19 protein-coding genes are annotated in these 23360 nt (G+C 38.1%); all 19 read left to right on the forward strand.

The annotated features are described in order from the left end of the window. Window positions 1-19 precede the first annotated feature (19 nt). Window positions 20-1072: a TAXI family TRAP transporter solute-binding subunit gene (locus tag IC621_RS12175; protein ID WP_191158581.1), complete on the forward strand. Its 1053-nt coding sequence runs from the start codon at window positions 20-22 to the stop codon at window positions 1070-1072. Between the two features lie 193 nt (window positions 1073-1265). Continuing rightward, the gene (locus IC621_RS12180; protein WP_191158582.1) at window positions 1266-3254 is read left to right on the forward strand and encodes a TRAP transporter permease; all 1989 of its coding nucleotides are present in this window, start codon (window positions 1266-1268) and stop codon (window positions 3252-3254) included. A 699-nt stretch (window positions 3255-3953) separates the two neighbouring features. Next, window positions 3954-5306 carry an acyclic terpene utilization AtuA family protein gene (locus IC621_RS12185; RefSeq protein ID WP_191158583.1) on the forward strand — a complete coding sequence of 451 codons (1353 nt, stop codon included), beginning with the start codon at window positions 3954-3956 and terminating at the stop codon, window positions 5304-5306. After that, window positions 5299-5613 (forward strand): AtuA-related protein, encoded by a 315-nt coding sequence (locus IC621_RS12190; protein ID WP_191158584.1) that lies wholly within the window; start codon window positions 5299-5301, stop codon window positions 5611-5613. Before IC621_RS12185 ends, IC621_RS12190 begins: the two co-directional genes overlap by 8 nt. 54 nt (window positions 5614-5667) lie before the next feature. Further along, on the forward strand, window positions 5668-7203 hold the full coding sequence (locus IC621_RS12195) for an ATP-dependent acyl-CoA ligase (protein ID WP_191158585.1): 1536 nt from the start codon (window positions 5668-5670) through the stop codon (window positions 7201-7203). 37 nt (window positions 7204-7240) lie between these two features. Beyond that, complete coding sequence (locus IC621_RS12200; protein WP_191158586.1) at window positions 7241-8005, forward strand: enoyl-CoA hydratase/isomerase family protein; 765 nt, start codon at window positions 7241-7243, stop codon at window positions 8003-8005. 73 nt (window positions 8006-8078) lie between these two features. Continuing rightward, entirely contained in the window at window positions 8079-9233 is a 1155-nt protein-coding gene (locus IC621_RS12205; RefSeq protein WP_191158587.1) for an acyl-CoA dehydrogenase family protein, read from the forward strand. Between the two features lie 38 nt (window positions 9234-9271). Then, window positions 9272-10027, forward strand: coding sequence for an SDR family NAD(P)-dependent oxidoreductase (locus tag IC621_RS12210; protein ID WP_191158588.1), 756 nt, complete (start codon window positions 9272-9274; stop codon window positions 10025-10027). 755 nt (window positions 10028-10782) lie between these two features. Further along, window positions 10783-11574 (forward strand): SDR family NAD(P)-dependent oxidoreductase, encoded by a 792-nt coding sequence (locus IC621_RS12215; protein WP_191158589.1) that lies wholly within the window; start codon window positions 10783-10785, stop codon window positions 11572-11574. Window positions 11575-11799: 225 nt separating this feature from the next. After that, window positions 11800-13299 carry an aldehyde dehydrogenase gene (locus IC621_RS12220; protein ID WP_224752489.1) on the forward strand — a complete coding sequence of 500 codons (1500 nt, stop codon included), beginning with the start codon at window positions 11800-11802 and terminating at the stop codon, window positions 13297-13299. 183 nt (window positions 13300-13482) lie between these two features. Beyond that, window positions 13483-14454: an SMP-30/gluconolactonase/LRE family protein gene (locus tag IC621_RS12225; RefSeq protein ID WP_191158590.1), complete on the forward strand. Its 972-nt coding sequence runs from the start codon at window positions 13483-13485 to the stop codon at window positions 14452-14454. Window positions 14455-14875: 421 nt separating this feature from the next. Beyond that, window positions 14876-15358: a TRAP transporter small permease gene (locus IC621_RS12230; protein WP_191158591.1), complete on the forward strand. Its 483-nt coding sequence runs from the start codon at window positions 14876-14878 to the stop codon at window positions 15356-15358. 2 nt (window positions 15359-15360) lie between these two features. Then, complete coding sequence (locus tag IC621_RS12235; RefSeq protein WP_191158592.1) at window positions 15361-16662, forward strand: TRAP transporter large permease; 1302 nt, start codon at window positions 15361-15363, stop codon at window positions 16660-16662. Between the two features lie 193 nt (window positions 16663-16855). Further along, entirely contained in the window at window positions 16856-17944 is a 1089-nt protein-coding gene (gene dctP / locus IC621_RS12240) for a TRAP transporter substrate-binding protein DctP (protein WP_191158593.1), read from the forward strand. Window positions 17945-18114: 170 nt separating this feature from the next. After that, on the forward strand, window positions 18115-18477 hold the full coding sequence (locus IC621_RS12245; protein ID WP_191158594.1) for a cupin domain-containing protein: 363 nt from the start codon (window positions 18115-18117) through the stop codon (window positions 18475-18477). Window positions 18478-18629: 152 nt separating this feature from the next. Next, entirely contained in the window at window positions 18630-19592 is a 963-nt protein-coding gene (locus IC621_RS12250; RefSeq protein ID WP_191158595.1) for an NAD(P)-dependent oxidoreductase, read from the forward strand. 234 nt (window positions 19593-19826) lie between these two features. Further along, the gene (locus IC621_RS12255) at window positions 19827-20912 is read left to right on the forward strand and encodes a zinc-binding dehydrogenase (protein ID WP_191158596.1); all 1086 of its coding nucleotides are present in this window, start codon (window positions 19827-19829) and stop codon (window positions 20910-20912) included. Window positions 20913-21122: 210 nt separating this feature from the next. Continuing rightward, window positions 21123-22094, forward strand: coding sequence for an SMP-30/gluconolactonase/LRE family protein (locus tag IC621_RS12260; protein WP_191158597.1), 972 nt, complete (start codon window positions 21123-21125; stop codon window positions 22092-22094). A 107-nt stretch (window positions 22095-22201) separates the two neighbouring features. Then, window positions 22202-22945, forward strand: a complete 744-nt coding sequence (locus tag IC621_RS12265; RefSeq protein ID WP_191158598.1) for a glucose 1-dehydrogenase — start codon at window positions 22202-22204, stop codon at window positions 22943-22945. The last annotated feature ends 415 nt before the right edge of the window (window positions 22946-23360 follow it).

Here is a 23360-nt window from a genome sequence, read left to right on the forward strand (position 1 = left end):
TTAGGGAGTGGTAATAAAAATGAATAAAATAAGACAAAAAGTTTCATATTTAATTATTTTTCTCCTTTCAACAATGATTTTGGCAGCGTGTTCATCCACACAATCAGGGGGTAATGGTCAAGATAATGCAAAAAACGATAAGAATACATCAAGTTCAAACGGCCCTTCTTCATTTACTGTAATAGGAGGAACAACTATTGGTGCTACAAGTGATATTGTTGCAACACTTGGGGAAAACGGAGCTCGAATTGCTTTTCCAGATGCAGCTATAAGAAAAACTCCAGGTTCAACCACGGAAGCTGCTACGAAGGTTAATGATGGGCTGGCTGAGATTGGGTATGCTATTCCGCCAAATAATTATGATGCTTTCCATGGAGAAGGTGTATATAAAGGGCAAAAACATGAAAATTTACGGTTAGTTTTATCAATAGATGATCCATCTTATATAACAATTCTTGCATTGGAGTCATCTGGGATTGACACAGTAGAGGATTTAAAAGGCAAAAGGGTTGGCATCGGAGACGGACGAACCGTAAGCAGTAATGTTGGGATTGAAATTCTGAAAGCGGTAGGTTTAGAAGAAGACACCATGAAAAAAAGCGGGGGTGCAATTATTACTGGTGATTGGGGTGAGCAATACAGAATGCTTGGAGACGGACAATTAGATGCTGTTATATCAGGTATAGCTCAACCTGCCACGGCAATAACGGAATTGAGCGCAACTAAAGATGTTAAGCTTGTTTCAATTAGTGAGGAAGTATTAAATAAAGTGACCCCTATAACAAAATTTTTTATGACAGAGCTGCCAGCTAAAACGTTTGATTGGCAAAAAGAGGATTATCGTACATTAGCCACGGTATCCCAATTAGTCACAAGTAAAGAAGTGTCTGAAGAGTGGATTTATGAATTTACCAAGGCATTTTGGGAAAATCAAGAAGAAGTCATATGGCCTGTTCAAAAACATTGGAATGGGAAGGACTTTAGCCAAGAAGCCCTATTAGGTAATGATGATATAATACCTATTCATTCTGGAGCAGAAAAATATTATAAGGAGGCAGGAATATTACCCTAAAAAGTAGTTAAGGGGGAAATTTTACTGACTGTGGGGGATTCATTCCATCATCAGGTGGGGATAGAATGAAAAACACATCGATGCCCATCTTACAGACAGAAAATGACACGATTTCTCTGGAGGGTGGCCTGGAAATTGCAACACTTGTCTTTTCATTTTTGAAATAAGAATAATAAAGGATAGGTGGTTTGTCATGGTAGATGTAAATGAAAGAAAAGATATAAGTTCCGAAAAGATAGCTATGGATAGTGAAAGCCTTTATGAAAAATTAATCGATAAAAAAGAGTCCATGCTTTCAAGAATTTTACTATTTATTGTATTAATTGTTTCATTGATAACTATTTTCAATCAGTTACTAGCTGCCTATTATGGTGCGATGGAACCATTTCTTCAAAGGTGCTTGACTCTCATCGCTTTTTTGATCTTAGCTTTAATCTTATTTCCATTAAAGGAAAAGGGACAGGGTTTAAAATTTAGGTTGTTTCGAGCGTTAGATTTAATCATGATTGTATTGATTATTTTTAGTGCATATTGGATCTTTCATGATTGGCCCAATTTTACAGACAGATGGAGGAATCCGAGTTTACTAGATTACGCAGTGAGTTTATTTTTAATACTTGTCACTTTAGAGTTGACTCGTCGAACGATAGGTTGGGTTCTCGTTATTCTTACAGGAATATTTTCGATTCATGCATTATTTGGAGAAATGTTTCCTGGTACACTTAAAGCGGCTAATATAGCACCAGAACGTTTAATTGAAATTATTTTTATGGGAGTATATGGGATATTTTCTGAACCAATAGCAGTACTAGGGAGTTATTTATTAATTTTTATCGCTTTTGGAACAATACTAAGTTATGTGGGTGCATCTAACTTCTTTAAAGATTTGGCTATCAGTCTAGTTGGAGGAATTGCTGGGGGTGCTGCCCATGTAGCAACATTAAGCAGTGCATTTCTAGGTTCAATTAGTGGAAGCCCTATCGCTAATGTTATGACGACTGGTATTTTTACCATTCCTTTAATGAAAGCAAGTCGTTTTTCTTCTACATTCGCAGGTGCGGTAGAGTCCGTTGCATCAACAGGAGGACAGTTGATGCCTCCTATCATGGGAACAGCAGCTTTTATTATGGCAGCCTTTATTGGTGTTCCTTACTGGGATATTGTAGAAGCTTCGCTTTTACCATCACTGCTGTTTTATATCGCAGTATTTTGGACAATTTTTCTTTATGCAAAAAGAAATCGTTTAGAAACAATTCCAAAGTCAGAGAGACCTTCATTTAGGAAAACCCTTGTTCAAGGTGGGCATTTATTACTCCCATTAATAGTGATTACTGGAGCTATGGCTTATGGTAGTTCAGTCATTATGTCTGGAGTATATGGTCTATTTTCACTAATCGTACTTGGATTAATTAAGCCCTATCAAACAAAAAGATTGGGTGCAATTAAATTAGTGCAAGCCTTTCAAACAAGTGCTATTAACACTGTTCCTGTTGCTATGGCCTGCGGAGCTGCCGGAATTATTGTTGGTGTTATGAACGTTTCTGGACTAGGTGATATCCTTTCTATGTTAGTAATGGATATTTCAGGGGGAAATATTTATATTGCAATCATTGTAACAGCTATTGTTGCGATAATATTAGGATTGGGATTACCTACACCTGCAGTATACGTTACAATGGCCATCACTATTGTTCCTGCTCTTGTAAATTTGGGCGTCGACATGTTGGCTGCACATTTCTTTGTTTTTTATTATGGAATTGTGTCTGGAATTACACCTCCAGTGGCATTAACATCCTATGCCGCCTCAAGTATATCGGGTGCTGATCCAAATAAAACTGGAAATGAATCCTTTAAACTAGGAGTTGCAACTTATGTACTCCCAATCATATTTATTTTAGAACCGGCCCTAATCTTACAAGGGACTGCGATGGAAATTATATTAGTGTTTATTTTATCCTTAACAGTAATTTTCTGCCTTGGCATTACTATGAGTAAATGGTTTCTTTTACCTATAAATTTATTAGATCAGATTATATTAATTTTTGGAGCGGTTGCATTAATTGTTCCAAATGTTTTTACTTGTATAATTGGATATCTAATCGTGCTCTATTTTATTACAAAACAGATAATGAAGAAAATCAACTCTAAGGATTTAAAACCCTCTAATGAACTTGCACAGTAGACATTTATTTTCATGTAATCCAAGATTAGACAGAGGTATAAAGTGAAACGGAAACAATATTGTCAAGTTAATTCAAATTCTATGAAGGAGGAGATTACAATGTATAATGCTGCAGGCTGGATAATAGTACTGTTATTTTTGGTTAGTTGTTCAATCCTTGGTTCAAATAATTATCAAATAATTACACCTTTTCGTTTTATATTATATTTTCTATTAGGAACGATCATATTTCAGATTATTATAATTGTTTTATATAATAGATTTTCTCAAGTAAATATCAATAATGATTCAAAAAATGAGTAGACGGTTCCAAAAAAGCCTTTCACAGATAGTGAAAGGCTTTTGTCATATGTAGGTATTTAGCTCTCAACAATGTATTACTACATTAAAATGTAAATTTGCATTTTGAGACATAGTAAAATCAAGCTTCTACTAGTATTTTCTGTTGGCATGAATTTTGCATTATTACTATTAATAGATTAACAAAACTAGTAGGAGGCGGTGAGCAAAAACGAAAGGCTTATACCAAGTGTTATGGAAGTTCCGGTTGAAGTAGAAAATAGCGCTCATCGCTATCACATGCAAGAATTCTACACGTGATGAAAGATTTCGCTAAAAAGGAATCAAACCAATCATTTTATTTTGGTCTGATGAGGAAGGACAGCGTTAGTAGCTAATTTGAAGGGTTGTGAAAATTTTATGAAAAGTATAGTACGTATTGGGAGTGGGTCTGCTTACGCTGAGGATGATTTAATGCCAGCTAGTGATTTGGCGGAAAAAGGGGAATTAGACTATATCTGTTTTGATTCTTTAGCTGAACGTACGTTGGCACTTGCACAGATGAGAAAAATTAACAATCCACAATTGGGCTATGATTTAAGATTAGAAGAATTGGTTAAAACATTTGCTCCTTATGTTGAAAAAGGAAAATTAAAAGTAATTGGAAACATGGGAGTTGCCAATCCAATTGCAGCCGTGGAAAAAGCAGTGGAAATATGCAAACAATTGGGGCTTCGCAATGTTAAATTTGCATCCATAACAGGAGATGACATTTCAGATAAAATAGAATCTATTGATCCTATATTGTGGGAAACGGGGAAACGACTAAGTCAACTTAGCGGTAAAGTCGTATCGGCTAATGCTTATATCGGAGCAGAGCCCATTGTCGAGGCACTGGAGAAAGGAGCCAATTTTATAATTGGTGGCCGGTTGGCGGATCCGTCCTTATATATTGGTCCAATGGCTTATGAATTTAACTGGTCATTGAACGACTGGGATAAAATTGGACAAGGAACGTTAATCGCTCATCTGTTAGAGTGTGGAACTCATGTAACAGGAGGGAATTTTGCTGATCCCCCTTATCGAGTAGTACCTGAATTAGATCATTTAGGATTGCCAATAGCGGAAATAGAGCCATCAGGGAATGCGATTATTACCAAATTAGATGATACAGGGGGCATGGTAACGGCAGGTACAATAAAAGCTCAAATGGTATACGAAGTCCATGATCCTGAACAGTATCTAACACCTGATGTTACTTGTAATATGCGGAATGCGAAAGTATTGGAAGAAATAAAAGATCGTGTGGCTGTATGGGGTGCAACAGGACAAAAATGGCCTGATACATTAAAAGTTTTAGTGGGTGTTTTTGAAGGATATATAGGTGAAGGAGAGGTATCTTTTGCAGGCCCAGGTGCATCTGAACGTGCAAAACTTAGCAGGGAAATATTGTATAAAAGGATTAATCGACGCTATGGTGAAAAAATCGAAGAACTAAGAATTGACATCATCGGATTGGACAGTATTCATGGAAGTGCAACATCCTTGCTAAACGAAACCTTACATGATGTTCGAGTGCGTGTGGCTGCTCGTACTCATGATAAGAACATTGCTGAAGCCATAGGAAAGGAAGTAGAATGGCAGTTTTTTGGTCCTTCTGGCGGGGGCGGATTCAGGAAATACGTCCGTGAGGTATTAGCCATGTATTCCACATTAGTGCCTAGAAACGAATTTCAATACAAGGTTGAGGTGAAGGAGGTTCAGTATGTCTAAAGTCCAGTTAAGAGAAGTGGCATTTGCCAGATCTGGAGATAAAGGAAATACCTCTAACGTGGGAGTGATTCCATATAATGAAGATGACTATGAATGGTTGAAAAGAGAATTAACTGTAGAGAAAGTAGCTGGGTTATATGGAGAACTGGTAAAAGGAGAAATACGAAGATATGAGTTTGATGGCATCAAGTCTCTCAATTTCGTAATGGAAGAAGCTTTGTCTGGTGGTGTATCCCGGTCCTTAAATCTAGATGCTCACGGAAAATCGATGGGTAACTTGATTTTACGGTTAGAAATCGAACGTTAATAAAGGAGGTATTGCTTCTTGAAGAACGAAAGTGTCGGCATGCTTATTGAGAAGATGGCGAAAGAAGATCCACATAAAGAATGGCTCTTTTTTGAAGAGCAAATCTATACTTTTGAAGAGCTTAATCGAAACGTAAACCGAGTTGCTAACATCTTAAGTACTTTGGAAGTGAGTAAGGGAGATAAAGTGGCCATTATTATGGCAAATTCTCCTGAATTTTTAAATACTTGGTTTGCTTTAGCCAAAATAGGTGCTGTGATGGTGCCCATTAATACCACTACCAAAGGTGAAATGCTGGCTTATATTTTAAATCACTCTGATGCAAAGGCACTTTTTATTCATGATGAGTTTTATCCATTATATCTTGAGATAAAGAATCAACTAGATAACATTCAGCATGTGATATGTGTTGAAGGGGCTAACTTGAAAAATTCTAAAATGGCCCTCTCTTATCAAGAGTTATTTAAAAACTCTTCGGATATTTTTAATGCTGATGAAAATGTAAAACGAAATGATTTGATGTGTATTTTGTACACTTCTGGTACGACGGGATTACCCAAAGGGGTCATGTTAAGTCATAACAGCTATTTTATCACAGGTGAATATACAGCCAAATATATCTATGAGTTTAAAAATGGAGATCGCATATATACTTGTTTGCCTTTGTTTCATGTGAATGCACAACAAGTAACAACGATGCCAGCCCTTCTGACCAAAACTCCTTTAGTATTAGCGAAGAAATTCAGCGCTTCAAATTTCTGGCGAGACATGGTTCGTTATGAGGTTACGGTATTTAAATTTATAGGCGCTATGCTTTCCATACTCTATAAGCAACAGGAGAATGAATTTGAACACCAGCACAAAGTCCGTTTAGCCACAGGATCGCCTGTACCAAAAGAGATATGGAAGCAGTGTGAGAAAAGGTATAATATCCGGTTATTAGAAGGTTATGGTTCTACCGAAACTGCAACCGCTTGCTTGTACAACACATTGCAAGAATTTCGTATTGGCTCATGCGGCAAGCCGTTGCCGCACTTTGATGTCCGGATTTTTGATGAAAATGATCGAGAACTTCCTGCGAATCAACCAGGTGAAATTGTTGTTAAAGCGTTTGAAGAACATGTGTTAATGAAAGGTTATTTCAAAATGCCCGATAAAACCGAAGAAGCTATGAGAGGAGGATGGTTTCACACGGGTGATAGGGGCTATCGGGATGAGGATGGATATTTTTATTTTGTTGATAGAATGAAAGATTCTATCCGCAGGCGCGGTGAAAACATTTCATCTTACATGGTGGAGAAAGCGATTACCGATCACCCTAAAGTGTTGGAATGTGCGGCAGTAGGTGTCCCCGATGAGTTAAGTGAAGAAGAGGTAATGGTATACATTCGATTGCAGCCTGGAGAAGAATTGGAACCCCAGGATCTAATCAATTGGTGCAAAGAGCACATGTCCTCTTTTATGATTCCCAGGTATGTGGAGTTTGTTGAAGATTTCCCTAGAACACCAACTCAGAGAATTCAAAAGTATAAATTAAGAGTGAAGGGAATTGGTCAAGCATGGGATAGGGTAAAGTGTAATTTAATATGAAGGTGTTTTAAACGATTGTACCCGAGGGGGAATGAAAGTGGAAAATCAAGCTGTATTGTATGAAGTTCAAGATCAAGTGGCGATCATTACCTTGAATGAACCTGATTCTCGGAATGCTCTAAGTTCATCGATCCGTAAAGGACTTTGGGATGCATTTTCACGACTTCGTGATGATAGCAATGCCAAAGTAGGAATTGTTACTGGAATAGGTAAAGCGTTTTGTGCTGGGGCCCATCTTAAGGAGTTTGCAGAAAATAAAACAGCAGTGCCTGACCGAAATATTATGCCCATGTTAAATAGGAACATCTGGGTGAATAAACCTGTTATCGCAGCAGTGAATGGTGATGCCCTCGGTGGTGGTTTTCTTCTTGCTCAGACATGTGATTTGGCAATTGCTGCAGACAATGCCCGTTTTGGTATGCCGGAAGCTCGTTGGGGGAGAGGAGCCCCCTGGTCTGTTCCTTTATTGAATATGATCCCGCAAAGAATTTGGATGGAAATGGCTTTAACCGGTCAGTTAATCGATGCGAATCGGGCATATTCTATTGGATTATTAAACGATGTGGTTCCGATTGCTTCTCTTATGGAGAGGTCGATGGAGTTGGCACAAAGTATTGCAGCAGGTGCTCCGTTGACAATAGCTGCTACACACAAGATGGTTTATTTGGCAACAGAGATGGGCCGAACGGCTGCCTGGGAGACAGCGGATGCAATTTTTGAGAAGGTATATGAGAGCGAGGATGCTCTAGAAGGACCGTTATCGTTTAAAGAAAAGCGCCCGCCTAATTGGAAAGGAAGATGATTAAATTCTCATTCAAGGTAATTAAAATAAAGAGGTATCAATGATAAATCAACAACGAAGGGAGCAAAAAATAATGATAGACGTTAAAAACTATGGATTTACAGAAGAGCAGTTAATGTTACGTGATACAGTCCGTAAATTTATAAAGGAGTATGTTCCGGAAGAGTATGCTCGTAAATGTGATCAAGAAAAGAAAGTACCTTGGGAAGCATTTCATAAAGCTGCAGAGATGGGATTGTTAGGAGTCGTTATCCCCGAGAAATATGGCGGGGCAGGATTAGGATTTACAGAGCTTGGAATTGTGCTAGATGAACTATCATACGGTTACCTTGAGTTGGCTACTATGATTTACAGAGCGTCTGTTCATGGGGCTGAATCTTTATTAACTTACGGTTCAGAAGAACAAAAAGATAAATACCTTCCTTTAATAGCTAAGGGAGAATTCAGATCATCCTTGAGCTTAACAGAGCCTAATTCCGGTTCTGATGCTGCTTCTATTCAAGTGAGAGCGGTACGAGATGGTGATTATTTTATCATCAACGGACAGAAAATTTTTAATTCTGCGGTGAACATCGCAACTAGAACGGTATTGGCTGCTCGAACAGATACAAGTGTACCAAAACATAAAGGAATCACATTGTTTTTTGTAGATCCAACTACGCCAGGGATTGAAATTCAACGAATGGACACTATGGTTTTCCGAGCGCTTGGAACCTATCAAGTATTTTATAACGATGTTCGCATTCATAAGGATGATATGTTAGGTGAATTGAACAACGGATGGAAGCACCTTATGACCAATTTGACGAAAGAAAGGTTCGCGATTGCAGCGATGATGACAGGGGCAGCACGGGCAGCAGTGGATACGGCTATTGATTATGCAAAGCAGCGTATACAATTTGGACAGCCCATTAGTAAATTTCAAGTCATTCAGCATAAGCTAGCAGACATGAAAATGGAAGCTCATTTATCACATCTGATAACCTATGATTTAGCAAACCGTATTGATGCGAATGTTCCTAGTAGAATGGAAGCTTCTATGGCTAAAATCTTTGTAACTGAAGCCTATAACCGAATTGCAAATCAGGGAATGCAAATTTTAGGTGGGTATTCGGTTACACCTGAGTTTCCGATGGAAAGACATTATAGAGAATCCGTACTCCAGCGTATCGGTGGGGGAACGAATGAAATTCTTAGAAATTCCATTGCTAAGGATTTGGAATTATAAGTTATAGAATTCATGGCTTTATTTAGGGAGGCTAGTTAATGTTTATAGATATTAAAGATAAAGTTATTATTATTACGGGAAGTTCAGGTGGAATCGGGAAGGAATTAGCAATAAAATTTGCTGAATTAGGGGCAAAAGTTGTCATTAATGGTCGTAAAGAAGAAAAAATTCAAGAAGTGTATAACATCATTAAAAGCAGGGGCTGTGAACCACCACTAGCTATTCAAGCCAATCTAAGAAAATACGAGAATGTGGAAAATTTAATAAATAAAACATATGAGCAATATGGCAAGATAGATGTATTAATTAATAATGCGGGGGGATCATTTTCAGCTCCAGCCGAGGAAATATCTGCAAATGGATGGAATGCGGTTATAGAAACAAATTTAAGTTCGGTCTTTTACTGTTCAAAAGCAGCATTTAACATTATGCGGAATCAGCAGCATGGGGGGAAAATTATAAATATATCATCCGTTGCTGCTTTCTTGCCGGATGTACATTATTCGCCCTACTCCGCTGCCAAAGGAGGATTAAATCTACTAACAGAAACACTTGCGGTGGAATGGGCAAAGTATAATATTCTTGTTAATGGGATTGCTCCAGGATTTATTGATACAAAAGCCTCAATTAATCAAGGTTCCGGTGATACGAATGAGATAGCACTAAGAAGACGTGGAAAACCAGAGGATCTATTTGGAGCTGCACTACTTTTGGTTAGTGATCTAAGCAATTATATTACAGGAGAAACAATACGAGTTGATGGAGGGTTAAGAGGGGCATTGCGTAATGTGTAAATAACCTAGTTTAATTTTCAGGGGGCAAAGATTAAACGATCAAAACTGTTATACTAAAGTCCACGGATGAGCTTGCCATAATCTTTTCTAACCAAGACTAGTATTCTGTCATTTGTCCAATGACAGAATACTAGTACGATATTTAGTTCTATTCACTATACATTGTAAGGGTCACCAAATCCCCTTAAAGATATTTAACAATTTTAATTGATTTGTTCAGTAATTAACAAATGGAGTTCGTTTAACCATTGCAAGCATCCTGTTTCTGTTTATAATTATAGACAAATGTTCATTAATGTTCTTGTCTACTAACAGAGCAGCTATTTTATTAACTAAAATGAAAGCGCTTCCTGTTCACGAGGATTTGCAGCAGGGCACTTTGGATATCAATTTGGCGAGTAGAAAGATTGGAACACAGATAACCTGCCAACGACCGTTTCAATTCGACTTCCTAGCCAAGTGCAAAATTTGTAATCATGCAGAGCTGCATCAAAAAATGGAAAATTACATCAACTTCATATATTTAGACATAGTAAAAGCAAGTTTCTGCTAGTAATTTCTGTTGGCATGCATTTTGCAATGTACTATTAATAGATTGAAAAGTAGTAGGAGGTAATGAATCCAATCGTATTTCTCGGTAGGACATAAATGTTTATACTATCCGAGAATCTAAGAAATGTTCAGAACTTGTTGAGGTTAAAATTGTCTTTGTAAAAGACCGAAAAAGAAGCCATTGGGGAAGGAGTTTAAAAAATATGAGATTAAAAGATTTAAAAGATAAGGTAGTAATCATTACTGGATCTGGCAGTGGTATCGGTCAATCATTAGCAAAAGGGTATGCTGAGCAGGGCGCTAAAGTTGTTATTACCGATGTTTCACTAGAGAAAACTTCAGAAACAAAGGAAATCATTGATAAATGTGGAGGAGCCTCAATCGCTTTAAAGTGTGATGTTACTCAAGAAAAAGATGTAATGAATATGGTAGAAGAAGTAATCAACAAGTTCAATACGATTGATATTCTAGTTAATAATGCTGGAGTTGAAATTGGAACTAAACCAATAATAGAGATGAAACAAGAAGAATGGGATATTTTAATGAATGTTAATTTAAAAGGCGCATTCCTGTGTTCAAAACATGTTGGGAAATTGTTTTCTGAAAAAAGAGAAGGTGTATTGATTAATATTGGTTCTTTAACTGCTAAAATACCTCGATGGAATCTGGGAGCATACAGCACATCAAAGTCAGGGATAGCACAACTAACAAGAGTTCTGGCATTAGAAATGGCAGAATATAATGTGCGGGTCAATGCAGTATGTCCTGGTGCAACGAATACTCCAATGTTTGAAGAAACAAGAAGAAATAATCCTGATTTTACATTCGATCATTTTATTTTAGGAAATTCTAAAACATTTAGAGCGGGTATCCCATTAAGGTGTACAGCTGATCCAGAGGATCAAGTAAATGCAGCTTTATTTCTTTCATCATCAGTTGCTAAGCATATCACAGGACAACTGTTATTTGTTGACGGAGGAGAGTCGATTATTTAGATAAAGAGTCAAAATTAACGGCGTTTTGGGCAGCAGAGGCTTCTGCTGGCTAAAAGTCATTTTTATTGCTGTCACTACAGGTGCAAGAAAAAAAGCAGCATGTATCATTTAAGGGGAAAATTGGAGTAACTGAAACAATTCCCATCAGGGTCAAGGAATCTAATTTTTGTTGACATGTGTCTTGCTATAACAAATAGATTATTAAATTGTTAGAGAGGTGGAAATATGGAACAGAAAAATCCCATAAAACGTTATCAAATGTACATCGGCGGGGAATTTGTCGATTCATCTGATCAAGCTTATATTGAATCAATCAATCCTGCTTCAGGAGAGCTTTGGACGTACATACCAAAAGGAGAAAAAGAAGATGTGGACAGAGCCTTTCAAGCTGCACGGCGATGCTACGAATCAGAGGAATGGAGAGGCTTATCTCCTACTAGACGGGGCAGATTGCTGCGTAAGCTGGCAGAAGCCATAGAAGATAATGCAGAACATCTGGCGAGAATCGAAACGCAAGATAATGGCAAGCTGTATCGCGAGATGGTGACTCAGCTAAAGATGATTCCTTCTTGGTATGAATATTATGCTGGTTTAGCAGATAAGGTTGAGGGAACGGTTATTCCGCTGGACCGACAAAGCGTATTAAATTATACCTTGCGGGAACCTTTAGGTGTCGTAGCCTGCATCACGCCATGGAATTCACCGCTTCTGCTCGCCACGTGGAAAATGGCTCCTGCATTGGCTGCAGGAAACACTATTGTACTTAAGCCATCGGAATTCACGTCGGCATCCTCTTTGGAATTTGCCGAAATATTCCATGAGGTAGGTTTCCCAGCAGGGACTCTTAATGTGGTTACGGGATACGGCCATACGGTAGGGGATCTTATTTCTAAGCATCCACTTGCGGATAAGGTTGCCTTTACCGGCGGTACCGAAACAGGTCGTAAAGTAGCGATCAATGCCGCTTCTCATTTGGCCGATGTTACATTGGAGTTAGGAGGAAAAAGCCCAAATATCGTTTTTGCTGATGCGAATCTAGATGCGGCCGAGGCAGGGGTGATTGCTGGAATATTTGCAGCTAGCGGGCAAACGTGTATTGCTGGTTCCCGCTTATTCGTGGAAAGGTCTATTGCGGATTCGTTTGTAGATAGATTGGTGAAACGTGCAAATGAAATAAGATTAGGAGATCCTATGCAGCCCGATACTCAAATGGGACCGGCTGCTACACCTGGCCAATTAAAGAAGATTGAGGATTATGTCAATATTGCTATCAATGAGGGGGCATGTGTATCGGCTGGGGGAAAACGGCCAAGCCAACCAGAATTGTCAGAAGGATTATATTACCACCCTACGATCTTAACCGGCGTTGATAATTCTATGAGAATTTGTCAGGAAGAAGTCTTTGGTCCAGTACTATGCGTTATTCCATTTGATAGTGAAGAAGAGGTCGTGAAAATGGCCAATGATACGGAATTTGGACTTGGGGCAGGCATTTGGACAAACGATCTGAAAAGGAGCCACAGGATGGCACGAGTCATAGAATCCGGAACAGTCTGGATCAATACTTACCGGGCATCAGCTTATAACTCCCCCTTTGGTGGGGTTAAAAACAGCGGGCTAGGTCGTGAAAACGGAATTGAGGCAATTTATGACTACATGCAAATGAAGAGTGTTTGGATTGAGCTCTCGGATGAAATCAGTGATCCTTTCACTGTTCGTACCTAACACTCAATTCAAGTGAGGGTGATAAAGCTCTACCTATTGAGTTGTCTAACAAAATGTATGAGGTATGGTGGGAAGTAAAAGTCAGGGGAACGGTTACTAAATAATAAGAACAAGCCGTAACCGTTCTTTATATAATTCAAGATTAGTGACTAAGAAAAAAATTTAATGATTGAGAGGCGAACCATGAACGTTGAACAGTTAGCAAAATTACAATATAAACAGGTAAACTCCATTTATCCGATTATTGGTGGAGAATGCAACTTACAAACTGTCAATGCCGAACCTTGGCTGAAAGTATCTGATGAAGGTATTACGTTAGAAGGATTGTGTTTTGACCGTCAGGGTAATTTGTATTTTGTTGATTGTTCCGGTGATAATGTATGCCGGGGCAGCTTTCCTGATCGAGAAATAAAGATTATCTACCATTCACCGGGTTTACACCCGGCTGCAGTGAAAATCCATAAAGATGGCAGACTTTTTGTCTGTGCAGTGGGTGACCTTAAAAGTACAGGTTGTATTTTAGCCATGCAACCAGACGGATCAGATGTAGAAGAAATTGTACCCCCAAGTGCGGGGTATTGTGTTAACGACATGGTATTTGACCAAAAAGGCGGATTTTACTTTACCGATTTTAAAGGGATCCCCACCAACACTATAGGTGGTGTTTATTATGTATCTCCGGACTTCGGTACAATCCTGCCTGTTTTACAAAACATGGCTGCTCCGAATGGAGTTGCCTTAAGCAAGAATCAAAAATACCTTTGGGTTACGGAATTTAATGCAAATCGGCTGCATCATATTAATTTGTTAGAGGACGGCATTCAGATTGCTCCATATGGCGCCTTTATTCCGTATACTTTTACTGGTTATCGTGGACCCGACTCTTGCTGTATTGATAGTAACGACAACCTCTACGTTGCAATGGCTAGACAAGGCAGAGTCCTTATTTTCAATAAAACCGGCTTTCCAATCGGGCAAGTCCTTATCCCGGGGCGTGATAAAGGGAATATGGTAAATACAACTCATCCGGCTTTTATCCCTGGTACAGATCAACTCATTATTTGTACAAATGATGGCACTAATGGAGGTGGTGCATGGGTTTACATTGCACGAGGGTTTACAACAGGACATTTAGGATATCAATTTAGCGAGTAGGATAATTAGGAATATCGTTTCGAAGACAAACCTTAATCTTTGAAATCAAAATTTAGTCTTTTATACAAATTTACGACCCTAACAAAAACAAATTCAATTCTAGTAATACGTTGTTTTGTATTCTGATTACGGACAATAACCTGAATGAAGTTATCATTTGCATTACGATTACATGTAGCGGATAAATGAAAGCGGATACAGTTGTTTTGAGAATTAATTTGGTTTTGACAAGTAACATGGCAAAGGAATTCAACGAATCAGGTGAATTTGATTTTGCTACTTCTATCAATATACAGCTTAAACGATCCTTCTCATAATAAATAAATTCTTGTCAGACTTAAAATATGAACAAGTTTATAGCGGTAATCTTAATAATTGTAATAAGGGTAATATTTTATAACACTAACAAGGGAGGCCAAGCATGCAGAAAGTATTTTCTATAACGAACTGGATGATAAAAATAACAAAGTGGACAGGTTTACTTACAATTACCCTGATGATGTTTTTTATTGCCGCCGGTGTAATATTGAGACAACTGGGAAGCCCGTTGTTGGGTAATATTGAAATTGTTCGGCTCATGATGGTTATTATTATAACCTGCAGCCTTTCCTATTGTGAATCCCAAAGAGCCCATATAGCGGTAGAACTTTTTGTCGAAAAATTCCCTAAAAAAGTACAAAAGATCATTATGTTCATGTCAAATTTAATGTCACTATTTGTCATCATGACTATCGCAATAGTGTACTATAATGTTGCATTTAGCAGTGCAATAAATAGTGGTAGAACAACAGACTCATATGGGATACCTTTCTATCCTTTTGAGGTAATCGTTGCCGTCGGGTTTACTGCATGGTTTGTACAAATAGTAGTCATGATGTTTACAAATAATAGAAATGAGGTGTGAACATGTCTGTTGAGATGATTGGATTTCTAGCACTTATCTTAGTGTTAATTCTTATATTTCTAAGGGTTCCAGTTACAATATCCATGTTGTTAGTATCTTTTTTAGGTATTTATTTTCTAAGAGGGTTCGCACCATTGAATACAGCAATACACACGATTATCTGGAACCAAAGTTTTAGTTATCTGTTAACTACTATTCCGATGTTTATTTTAATGGGCGAGTTTATTTATATGTCAGGAATTAGTCAAGAAATATTCAACATGTTTAGAAAGTGGTTCGGGAGGTTAAAAGGCGGTCTCGGAATTTCTACGGTAGGAGCTTCTGCCATGTTTGCTGCGGCATCGGGTTCCAGTGTAGCCACAACAGGAACAATTGGAGTTATGGCGTTAAAAGAAATGCAAAAATATGGTTACAGTAATAGTTTGGCTAGCGGAACGATTGCTGCTGGTGGAACACTTGGGATATTAATTCCTCCAAGTACATCGTTTATCATTTATGGCATGTTAACAGAACAATCTATCGGCAGGCTGTTAATAGCTGGTATCGTTCCTGGAATCCTTTTAACAATATTCTTTATGTTAACCGTTTATCTATCAATAATGCTACAACCTAATCTAGCAGCTGAAGGTGAAAGGGTACCTTTGAAAGAAAAATTCAAATCTCTTAGTAAAGTAATATGGATAATGATTGTCTTTTTGGTAGTAATTGGTGGGATGTATATGGGCTGGTTTAGTCCAACAGAAGCTGCAGGAGTCGGTGCTGTAAGTACATTCTTAATCGCATTGTTTAGAAGAAAAATGACAAGGGACTTATTTATAGCTTCTGTTAGCAGAACATTGAGTACAACAGGCTTTATTTTTGCGATTATACTTGGCTCATTTCTATTAAATTATCTACTAACTATCACCAGAGTTCCTATTTTAATAGCCGATTTTTTAACTTCATCAAGTTTAAGTCCTCTAATGATTCTTATACTTATCATACTTATGTATATCATACTCGGTGCATTAATGGATGCGTTAGCTATGATTGTAGTTACGATTCCAATTGTAATTCCAGTTATACAGGCTTTAGGCTACGACCTGGTCTGGTTTGGTGTAATCATTGTTTTGGTTATTGAACTTGCGTTAATCACTCCTCCGATAGGTATGAATATTTTTGTCTTAAAAGGGATAGCACCAGATTTAAAAATAGGAGAAATATTTCTGGGGGCATCAAGATTTATCATTGCCATAGTAGTCCTAATTACTATTTTGATTATCTTCCCGGAACTCGCCCTTTTTCTTCCAGATAGAGTAGGTTAAAGCAGTATATGTAAATAGAAGTGGTTACCTTACAAGGTTATTGTTTTAAAGGTTTAAATACTTTAAACAAAGTGGAGGGGAAGAAGGTAAGGAGGTCATGTGGAGGAGTTTAGCAATTATAGAGAAAAAATAAACGTCTCTAATTTTATATCTGAAAATTTCAAATTTTCTTTATTTACTGGGGGTATTGTGAATGAAATTGCTAAGAAGAATTCTTTTTGTAAGTTCTATAAGCTTATTGTTTATTCTGGGTGCTTGCGGAACGGACACTGCTACGACGGGTCAAGATAGATCGAATAACGATGATAAACCAATTACACTACTACTTAATAACACAGCTCCAGCTACTCATCATATAACTGTCAATGGATTTGAACCATGGTCAAAGTTGGTAGAAGAAAAGACAAATGGAAGAATGAAGGTCGAAGTATATTCTGGAGCCTCAATTGGTGGGAATCTCAGTGTATATGAGGATGTTAAAGGCGGTGTATATGACATTGGAGTAACAGGATCAGATTATGCCTATGACACAGAGTTGTTTCCTTGGACAATAAGTGAGCTGCCTTTTGTATTTACCGATCCAGTACAAACCCAAAGAATTGTTTCGAAAGTGGTTGAAAAATTTGGTATAGAAGAACTCAATCAACATGTAAAATATTTGAGTCATGCTCCACGGGATCCGTATATAGTAGTAAGTACAAAGCCCGTCAACTCAATAGAGGATGTCCAAGGTATGAATATCGCTGTATCTGGACGTTTACCAGCTAGAATACTTGAGAAGTGGGGGGCAACACCGGTATTTTTTGAATCAAATGAAATATATGAAGCGTTACAACGTAAGACAGCTGATGCAGTTATTTTTAGTGGAGTTTCTGCAGGAAAAAGCGGACAAAAATACAATGAAGTCGCTCCATACTTCGTACAAAATTTGGCTATTACGAACGGCACCCTACCTCTGATAATGAACAAAGAAAAATATGAGAGTCTTCCGGAAGATTTGAAAGAAATCTTTGATAACGAACTGGCACCTGCTCTCGGGGAAATGATAGCAAAGTCCTATGCTGATTTATCGAAAACGTATTCAGAAGAAATGGGACCAGAGGATGTTACTATTACAAGGTTGCCAGAACAAGAGCTTGAGGATTTTACTAAACATGGTTTTGTGGCATGGAATGAATGGGTTAAAATGGCAAATGAGAGAGGTTATCCTGGAGAAGAAATGGTAGATTATTTAATTGAATTACTTGAAGAAGAGGGTGTGAATGTGGAATTTATTAAATAATATGAGAGATTTGTTCCTAATACTATCGCACTGAAAGACAAAGAGATGGCTACCCTTCCCATTATTTATTAACTTCATCTTTCCTTCGCACGCCTGACTTATAAACTACTAACGAAGATGATTAAGTGCAGAATACCTATTATAAAAATGAGAGAGGAGAATAATGAAATATGAAGATTATAAAAGGGAATGAAGTGAAGTTGGATCATTCGAATACGAATTTTTTTACAGGAGATGTTATGCGTGGGCCTTTGTTGTCTGTTGGTGACAGCAAAGACTTTGTAATGGGGGTTGTTAACTTTTCAAAGGGTGTGCGAAATAAATTTCACACTCACAGTAGCGAGCAGATACTCATCATAACTGATGGGGAAGGCATTGTTGCTACGGAGAATGAGGAATGGAAAGTGAGTAGAGGAGACATAGTCTGTATTCCATCGGAACTAAAGCATTGGCATGGTGCAAGCAATGAATCAAATTTTTCCCACATTGCCATAGTTTACGCGGAAGCTACCACTACCCAGGTGGAGGATTAATGCTCTCTTAATTAAATATTTAGGAGTTACACCATATAATCTCATAAAATACTATAAATAGAGACTTGACAGCAGCTTTATTTATTCAACTCTATTGAACAAAAATAAAAATTGTGGTGTTTCAAACCACAATAAGATTTGGAGGAGATTGTTTGAAAAATGCTGTAATTGGTTTTTTGGGTCTGGGCTCTATGGGGTTACCAATGTGCTGCAGTTTATCAAAAAATGGCTATTCCCTTGTCTTGCCTGCTTATCGAAAGGAAATAGATGCAAGTACTGGTTTTTCTCCAATTGCACCAGATTATGAGAAGAAATTAGCTGTCCTTAATGATTTATTAGAAACTGGGGCAAAAGGCGCATCTTCTTTAGAAGAACTAGTTGAAATGAGCGATATAATAATAATTAGTATGCCAACTTCAAAACAGGTAGAGGAGTTAGTATTAGCACCTAATGGGATTTTAAACAACTCTCGGAAGGATACTATTGTCATTGATATGACTACGGCTGATCCTAACAGTACTAAAAAATTAAGCCAAATGCTGGGAGAAAAAAGCATTGAAATGATTGATGCTCCAGTAAGTGGAGGAACAATCGGTGCGATCAACCAAACCTTATCCATTATGGCCGGTGGTAATGAAGAAATATTCGAAAAATGCCGCCCTATTTTAGAAGTGATAGGGGGAAAGATTATTCATATTGGGCCGATTGGTTCTGGACATACAATTAAACTAGTAAATAATTTTTTGTCTGGAGTTGGTACGGTTGCTGTAGCTGAGGCAATAATGGTTACAACGAAGGCGGGGATTTCTCCTCAAAAAGCTATTGAGGTGCTCCGAGATAGCGGGGGGAGAAATGATGCTACAATGAACAAGTTTCCTAATTATGTCTTACCAAATAAGGAGTTTAATTTCACATTGAACTTAATGACTAAAGACCTTGGATTATATAACCAAATTGCTAAGGGATTAAAAATTCCTGCTTTTATTTCAAATACCGTCTATCAGTTGTGGAACATTCCAGTTGCTAAGGGTGAAGGCGATGAAGATTGTCTAAATATTATTAATATGTATGAAGAGTGGTGCAATGTTAAAGTTAGGGGAACGGTTTCTGAATAACTAGATCAAGCCCAAACAGCTGCAAGTCCCTTAAAGCATTCAATTTTCAATCGTGAACCACTATAGATAATAACAGTTTTACAATTTTATATTGTTTCATTTTCGAATTGTTTCACATCCGTACCCTAACAGATGCTTAAGACGCAGAAACTTCCTTCTTACCAAGGTGCAGCTTAAGCGAGGTACATATTTAAAGTATTAATTCTAATAAAACATATTTGTGGAGGTTATTTAATGAAAGGAAAAGTCGCCGTTATGGTAGAACCGCATAAACTTGAATATCAACAATATGATTTGCCGACTCCAGAAAAAGGCGCTTTGTTGTTGAAGGTTATTAGAACAAACGTTTGTGGATCAGAACTGCATGTTTGGCACGGAGGTCATCCAGTGAAAAAGGATGGTGTCTTGGGACATGAGATGGTAGGGTTAATAGAAAAAATCGGTGAAGGAGTTACTAAGGATCATTCGGGAAAACCGGTTCGTGCCGGAGACCGTGTAGCTGTGACCTATTTTCAAGCATGCGGTAGGTGCCGTTCTTGTGCGAATGGGGAATATGTTTTATGTGAAAATACGTACGAATTTTTAAATAAACAGCCAGAAGAATCTCCTCATTTTCATGGGACTTTTTCCACACATTATTATGTACATCCTAATCAATTTTTTTATAAAGTTCCTGATATCATCCCGGATTCTGTTGCAGCAAGTGCCAACTGTGCCATATCTCAGGTTTTATATGGAATCGACAAATCCCAGCTGAAAATGAATGAAACGATCCTGATCCAAGGTGCCGGCGGATTGGGGCTTTATGGAGCCGCTATTGCAAAAGAAAGCGGAGCAAAAGTAATTATCATTGATGGGGTGCAGGAGAGATTAGATCTTGCCAAGAAATTCGGTGCCGATTATATAATTAATTTACATGAATATGATACGGTAGCAAAAAGAAGTTCATTAATAAAGGAACTCACGAATGGAAACGGAGCCAATGTCGGCATGGAGGTCACAGGCGTTCCAGATGCATTTAGTGAAGGAATTCACCATATAAGACCAGGCGGAAGGTATGTCACTATGGGAAATATTATAACTGGAGCGTTTACCAAATTTGATCCCGGTTTATTGACAAGAAAATCGATAAATATTTATCCTGTTAATCGTTATCAACCTTGGTTTTTAAATAAATCACTAGATTTTTTAGCTAGTAATATACACAAATATCCGTTTGCAGATTTGGTGGACGCGGATTTTCATTTTGAAGAAATTGAAATCGCTTTAAATAAATCAATTAATAGAGAAGTAACAAGAGCATCCATTGTGATTGCTTAATTTGTAAACGCTGTATTAAAAATGGCACTTTTATAGGCATTGGGTGAAAGCCAGTTAAAAACAGCCATTGATTAAATTTTGACACGAGTACAAAGAATATTCCCATTATTCAAACTCAAAAAATACAGGATCTCCTACGCTGCGTACATACCTTTACCACTAAGTCCTAAATTCATTGTACTCGAATTTTAACAATTGAGAGGCGATACAATGTACGTGAAACAGCTACCGAAACTAAAGTATAAACAGGGGGACTCCTTAGTTCCGATGTTTAGTGGAGAAAGCAATTTACAAACAGTCATCGCTGAACCTTGGTTGAAAATATCCGATGAAGGTCTTGCGTTGGAAGGACTGTGTTTCGACCGTCAAGGTAATTTGTATTTTGTTGATGCCTTCGGCGGAAATGTATACCAGGTCACCCTTCCTGAAAAAAAGATAAAGATTATCTACAGGTTACCGGAATTAAACCCGGCTGCAGTGAAAATCCATAAAGATGGCAGACTTTTTGTATGTGGAGTGGGCGACTTTAAAAGTACGGGTCGTATTTTAGCCATGCAACAAGACGGATCGGAAGTAGAAGTGATTGTACCTTCTAGTACGGGGTACTGTATTGACGATTTGGTATTTGACCAAAAAGGCGGATTTTACTTCACCGATCTTAAAGGGTTCCCTACCAATCCTATAGGTGGTGTCTATTATGTATCACCGGATTTTACCACAATACAGCCTGTCTTACAAAACATGGCTGCTGCGAATGGAATTGCCTTAAGCACAGATGAAAAAACCCTTTGGGCTACGGAATTAAATGCGAATAGGCTGCACCGTGTTCTTTTGCAAGATGACGGCATTCAGATTGCTCCATTTGGCGCCAATATTCCGTATACTTTTACTGGTCATCATGGACCTGACTCTTGCTGTATTGATAGTGATGACAACCTCTACGTTGCAATGTATGAACAAGGAAGAGCCCTTGTTTTTAGTAAAACCGGTTACCCAATTGGACAAATCCTCTTGCCAGGGCGCGATACAGGGCATATGTTACGTTCAACTCATCCAGCTTTTATACCTGGTACAGATCAACTCCTTATTTGTTCAAATGATGGCACCAATGGACGTGGTGCATGGATTTACATTGCACGAGGATTCGCAACCGGGCATTTAGGATATCAATTTAGCGAGTAGGATGAATTGGAACACAGATCACCTAACCCTCACGACATAAAGTGTTTACACTTTTGGGATATAGTTTCATAAAAGAATATGAAATGACAATAAGGAGGAGTTAAGTAATGGGCAAATTAGCTGGGAAAGTCGCTGTCATCACTGGTGGTTCCCGCGGACAAGGTGCTTCACATGTTCGCATGTTTGTAGAAGAAGGGGCTAAAGTCGTTTTCACTGATATTCTTGTTGATGAAGGAGAAGCCTTAGCAAAAGAACTAGGTGAAAATGTTAAATTCGTTAAACATGATGTCACGAATCCGAAAGAATGGAAACATGTAATGGATGAAACGGAATCAACCTTTGGAGCTGTTAACATACTCATAAACAATGCTGGGATCTATTTGGGAAAGTATATTGAAGACCTTTCTGAAGAAGAGTTTCGAAAAGTGATTAATGTTAATCTTTTTTCTGTATTCCTTGGCATGAAAACAGTTCTTCCTTCTATGAAAAAGGCAGGAAAAGGTTCTATCATTAATGTATCTTCCATAAATGGATTACGAGGTATGGTTGCCAGTGCAGCCTATGACGCTTCTAAGTTTGCGATAAGGGGGATAACGAAGACTGCCGCATTGGAATTTGCCGAATATGGCATTCGAGTAAATTCCGTTCATCCAGGTGCTATTCAAACTCCGATGATTGAAACTGAGGATGCGATAGAAAATGCTGGAGAAACGTATGGAAAAGCACCATTAAAAAGAGTTGGACAACCAGAAGAAGTATCTAAACTCGTGATATTCTTGGCATCAGATGATTCAAGTTATTCGACGGGATCCGAATTTGTTCTTGATGGTGGCGTCACCGCATCCAATTAATTCACTTTATAAAATCGAAATCTTTGCTATACAATTTTGTATAGTCTAAACCATCCTTTATCTAAGTGAAGGGTGCGAGTACTACCCCTATCGGTAGAATATACATAAACAAAAGAAAGGGGCTAACGCCTTGTGAGATACGAGAAAACCGCCTATCAAACCAAAGATGGGGCGGTTTTTCTCGTTTCTATCGATTTCTCTATGATAACATGATAAAACCCTCTTTTAAGGCATTTGCCAGCCGAGAAAGTCAGCGCTGAACGCAGCAAGCGGAGCAACCGGGCAGGTTTTTGGAAGAAATCGTAACGGTCGAGGTTAAGAAAAAGACCATTGAATTTTCGGAAGAGGTGGAAGGATGAAAACGTAAATATCTGGTAGGACATAAACCTTTGTAATCATGCAATGTTACAGTAAA

The organism is Metabacillus arenae (assembly GCF_014773385.1).
Taxonomy (GTDB): Bacteria; Bacillota; Bacilli; order Bacillales; family Bacillaceae; genus Metabacillus_D; species Metabacillus_D arenae.

Coding starts and splice junctions, on each gene's coding strand:
- IC621_RS12175 (WP_191158581.1), top strand. CDS start 20: ATGAATAAAATAAGACAAAAAGTTTCATATTTAATTATTTTTCTCCTT.
- IC621_RS12180 (WP_191158582.1), top strand. CDS start 1,266: ATGGTAGATGTAAATGAAAGAAAAGATATAAGTTCCGAAAAGATAGCT.
- IC621_RS12185 (WP_191158583.1), top strand. CDS start 3,954: ATGAAAAGTATAGTACGTATTGGGAGTGGGTCTGCTTACGCTGAGGAT.
- IC621_RS12190 (WP_191158584.1), top strand. CDS start 5,299: ATGTCTAAAGTCCAGTTAAGAGAAGTGGCATTTGCCAGATCTGGAGAT.
- IC621_RS12195 (WP_191158585.1), top strand. CDS start 5,668: ATGGCGAAAGAAGATCCACATAAAGAATGGCTCTTTTTTGAAGAGCAA.
- IC621_RS12205 (WP_191158587.1), top strand. CDS start 8,079: ATGATAGACGTTAAAAACTATGGATTTACAGAAGAGCAGTTAATGTTA.
- IC621_RS12210 (WP_191158588.1), top strand. CDS start 9,272: ATGTTTATAGATATTAAAGATAAAGTTATTATTATTACGGGAAGTTCA.
- IC621_RS12215 (WP_191158589.1), top strand. CDS start 10,783: ATGAGATTAAAAGATTTAAAAGATAAGGTAGTAATCATTACTGGATCT.
- IC621_RS12220 (WP_224752489.1), top strand. CDS start 11,800: ATGGAACAGAAAAATCCCATAAAACGTTATCAAATGTACATCGGCGGG.
- IC621_RS12225 (WP_191158590.1), top strand. CDS start 13,483: ATGAACGTTGAACAGTTAGCAAAATTACAATATAAACAGGTAAACTCC.
- IC621_RS12230 (WP_191158591.1), top strand. CDS start 14,876: ATGCAGAAAGTATTTTCTATAACGAACTGGATGATAAAAATAACAAAG.
- IC621_RS12235 (WP_191158592.1), top strand. CDS start 15,361: ATGTCTGTTGAGATGATTGGATTTCTAGCACTTATCTTAGTGTTAATT.
- dctP (WP_191158593.1), top strand. CDS start 16,856: ATGAAATTGCTAAGAAGAATTCTTTTTGTAAGTTCTATAAGCTTATTG.
- IC621_RS12245 (WP_191158594.1), top strand. CDS start 18,115: ATGAAGATTATAAAAGGGAATGAAGTGAAGTTGGATCATTCGAATACG.
- IC621_RS12255 (WP_191158596.1), top strand. CDS start 19,827: ATGAAAGGAAAAGTCGCCGTTATGGTAGAACCGCATAAACTTGAATAT.
- IC621_RS12260 (WP_191158597.1), top strand. CDS start 21,123: ATGTACGTGAAACAGCTACCGAAACTAAAGTATAAACAGGGGGACTCC.
- IC621_RS12265 (WP_191158598.1), top strand. CDS start 22,202: ATGGGCAAATTAGCTGGGAAAGTCGCTGTCATCACTGGTGGTTCCCGC.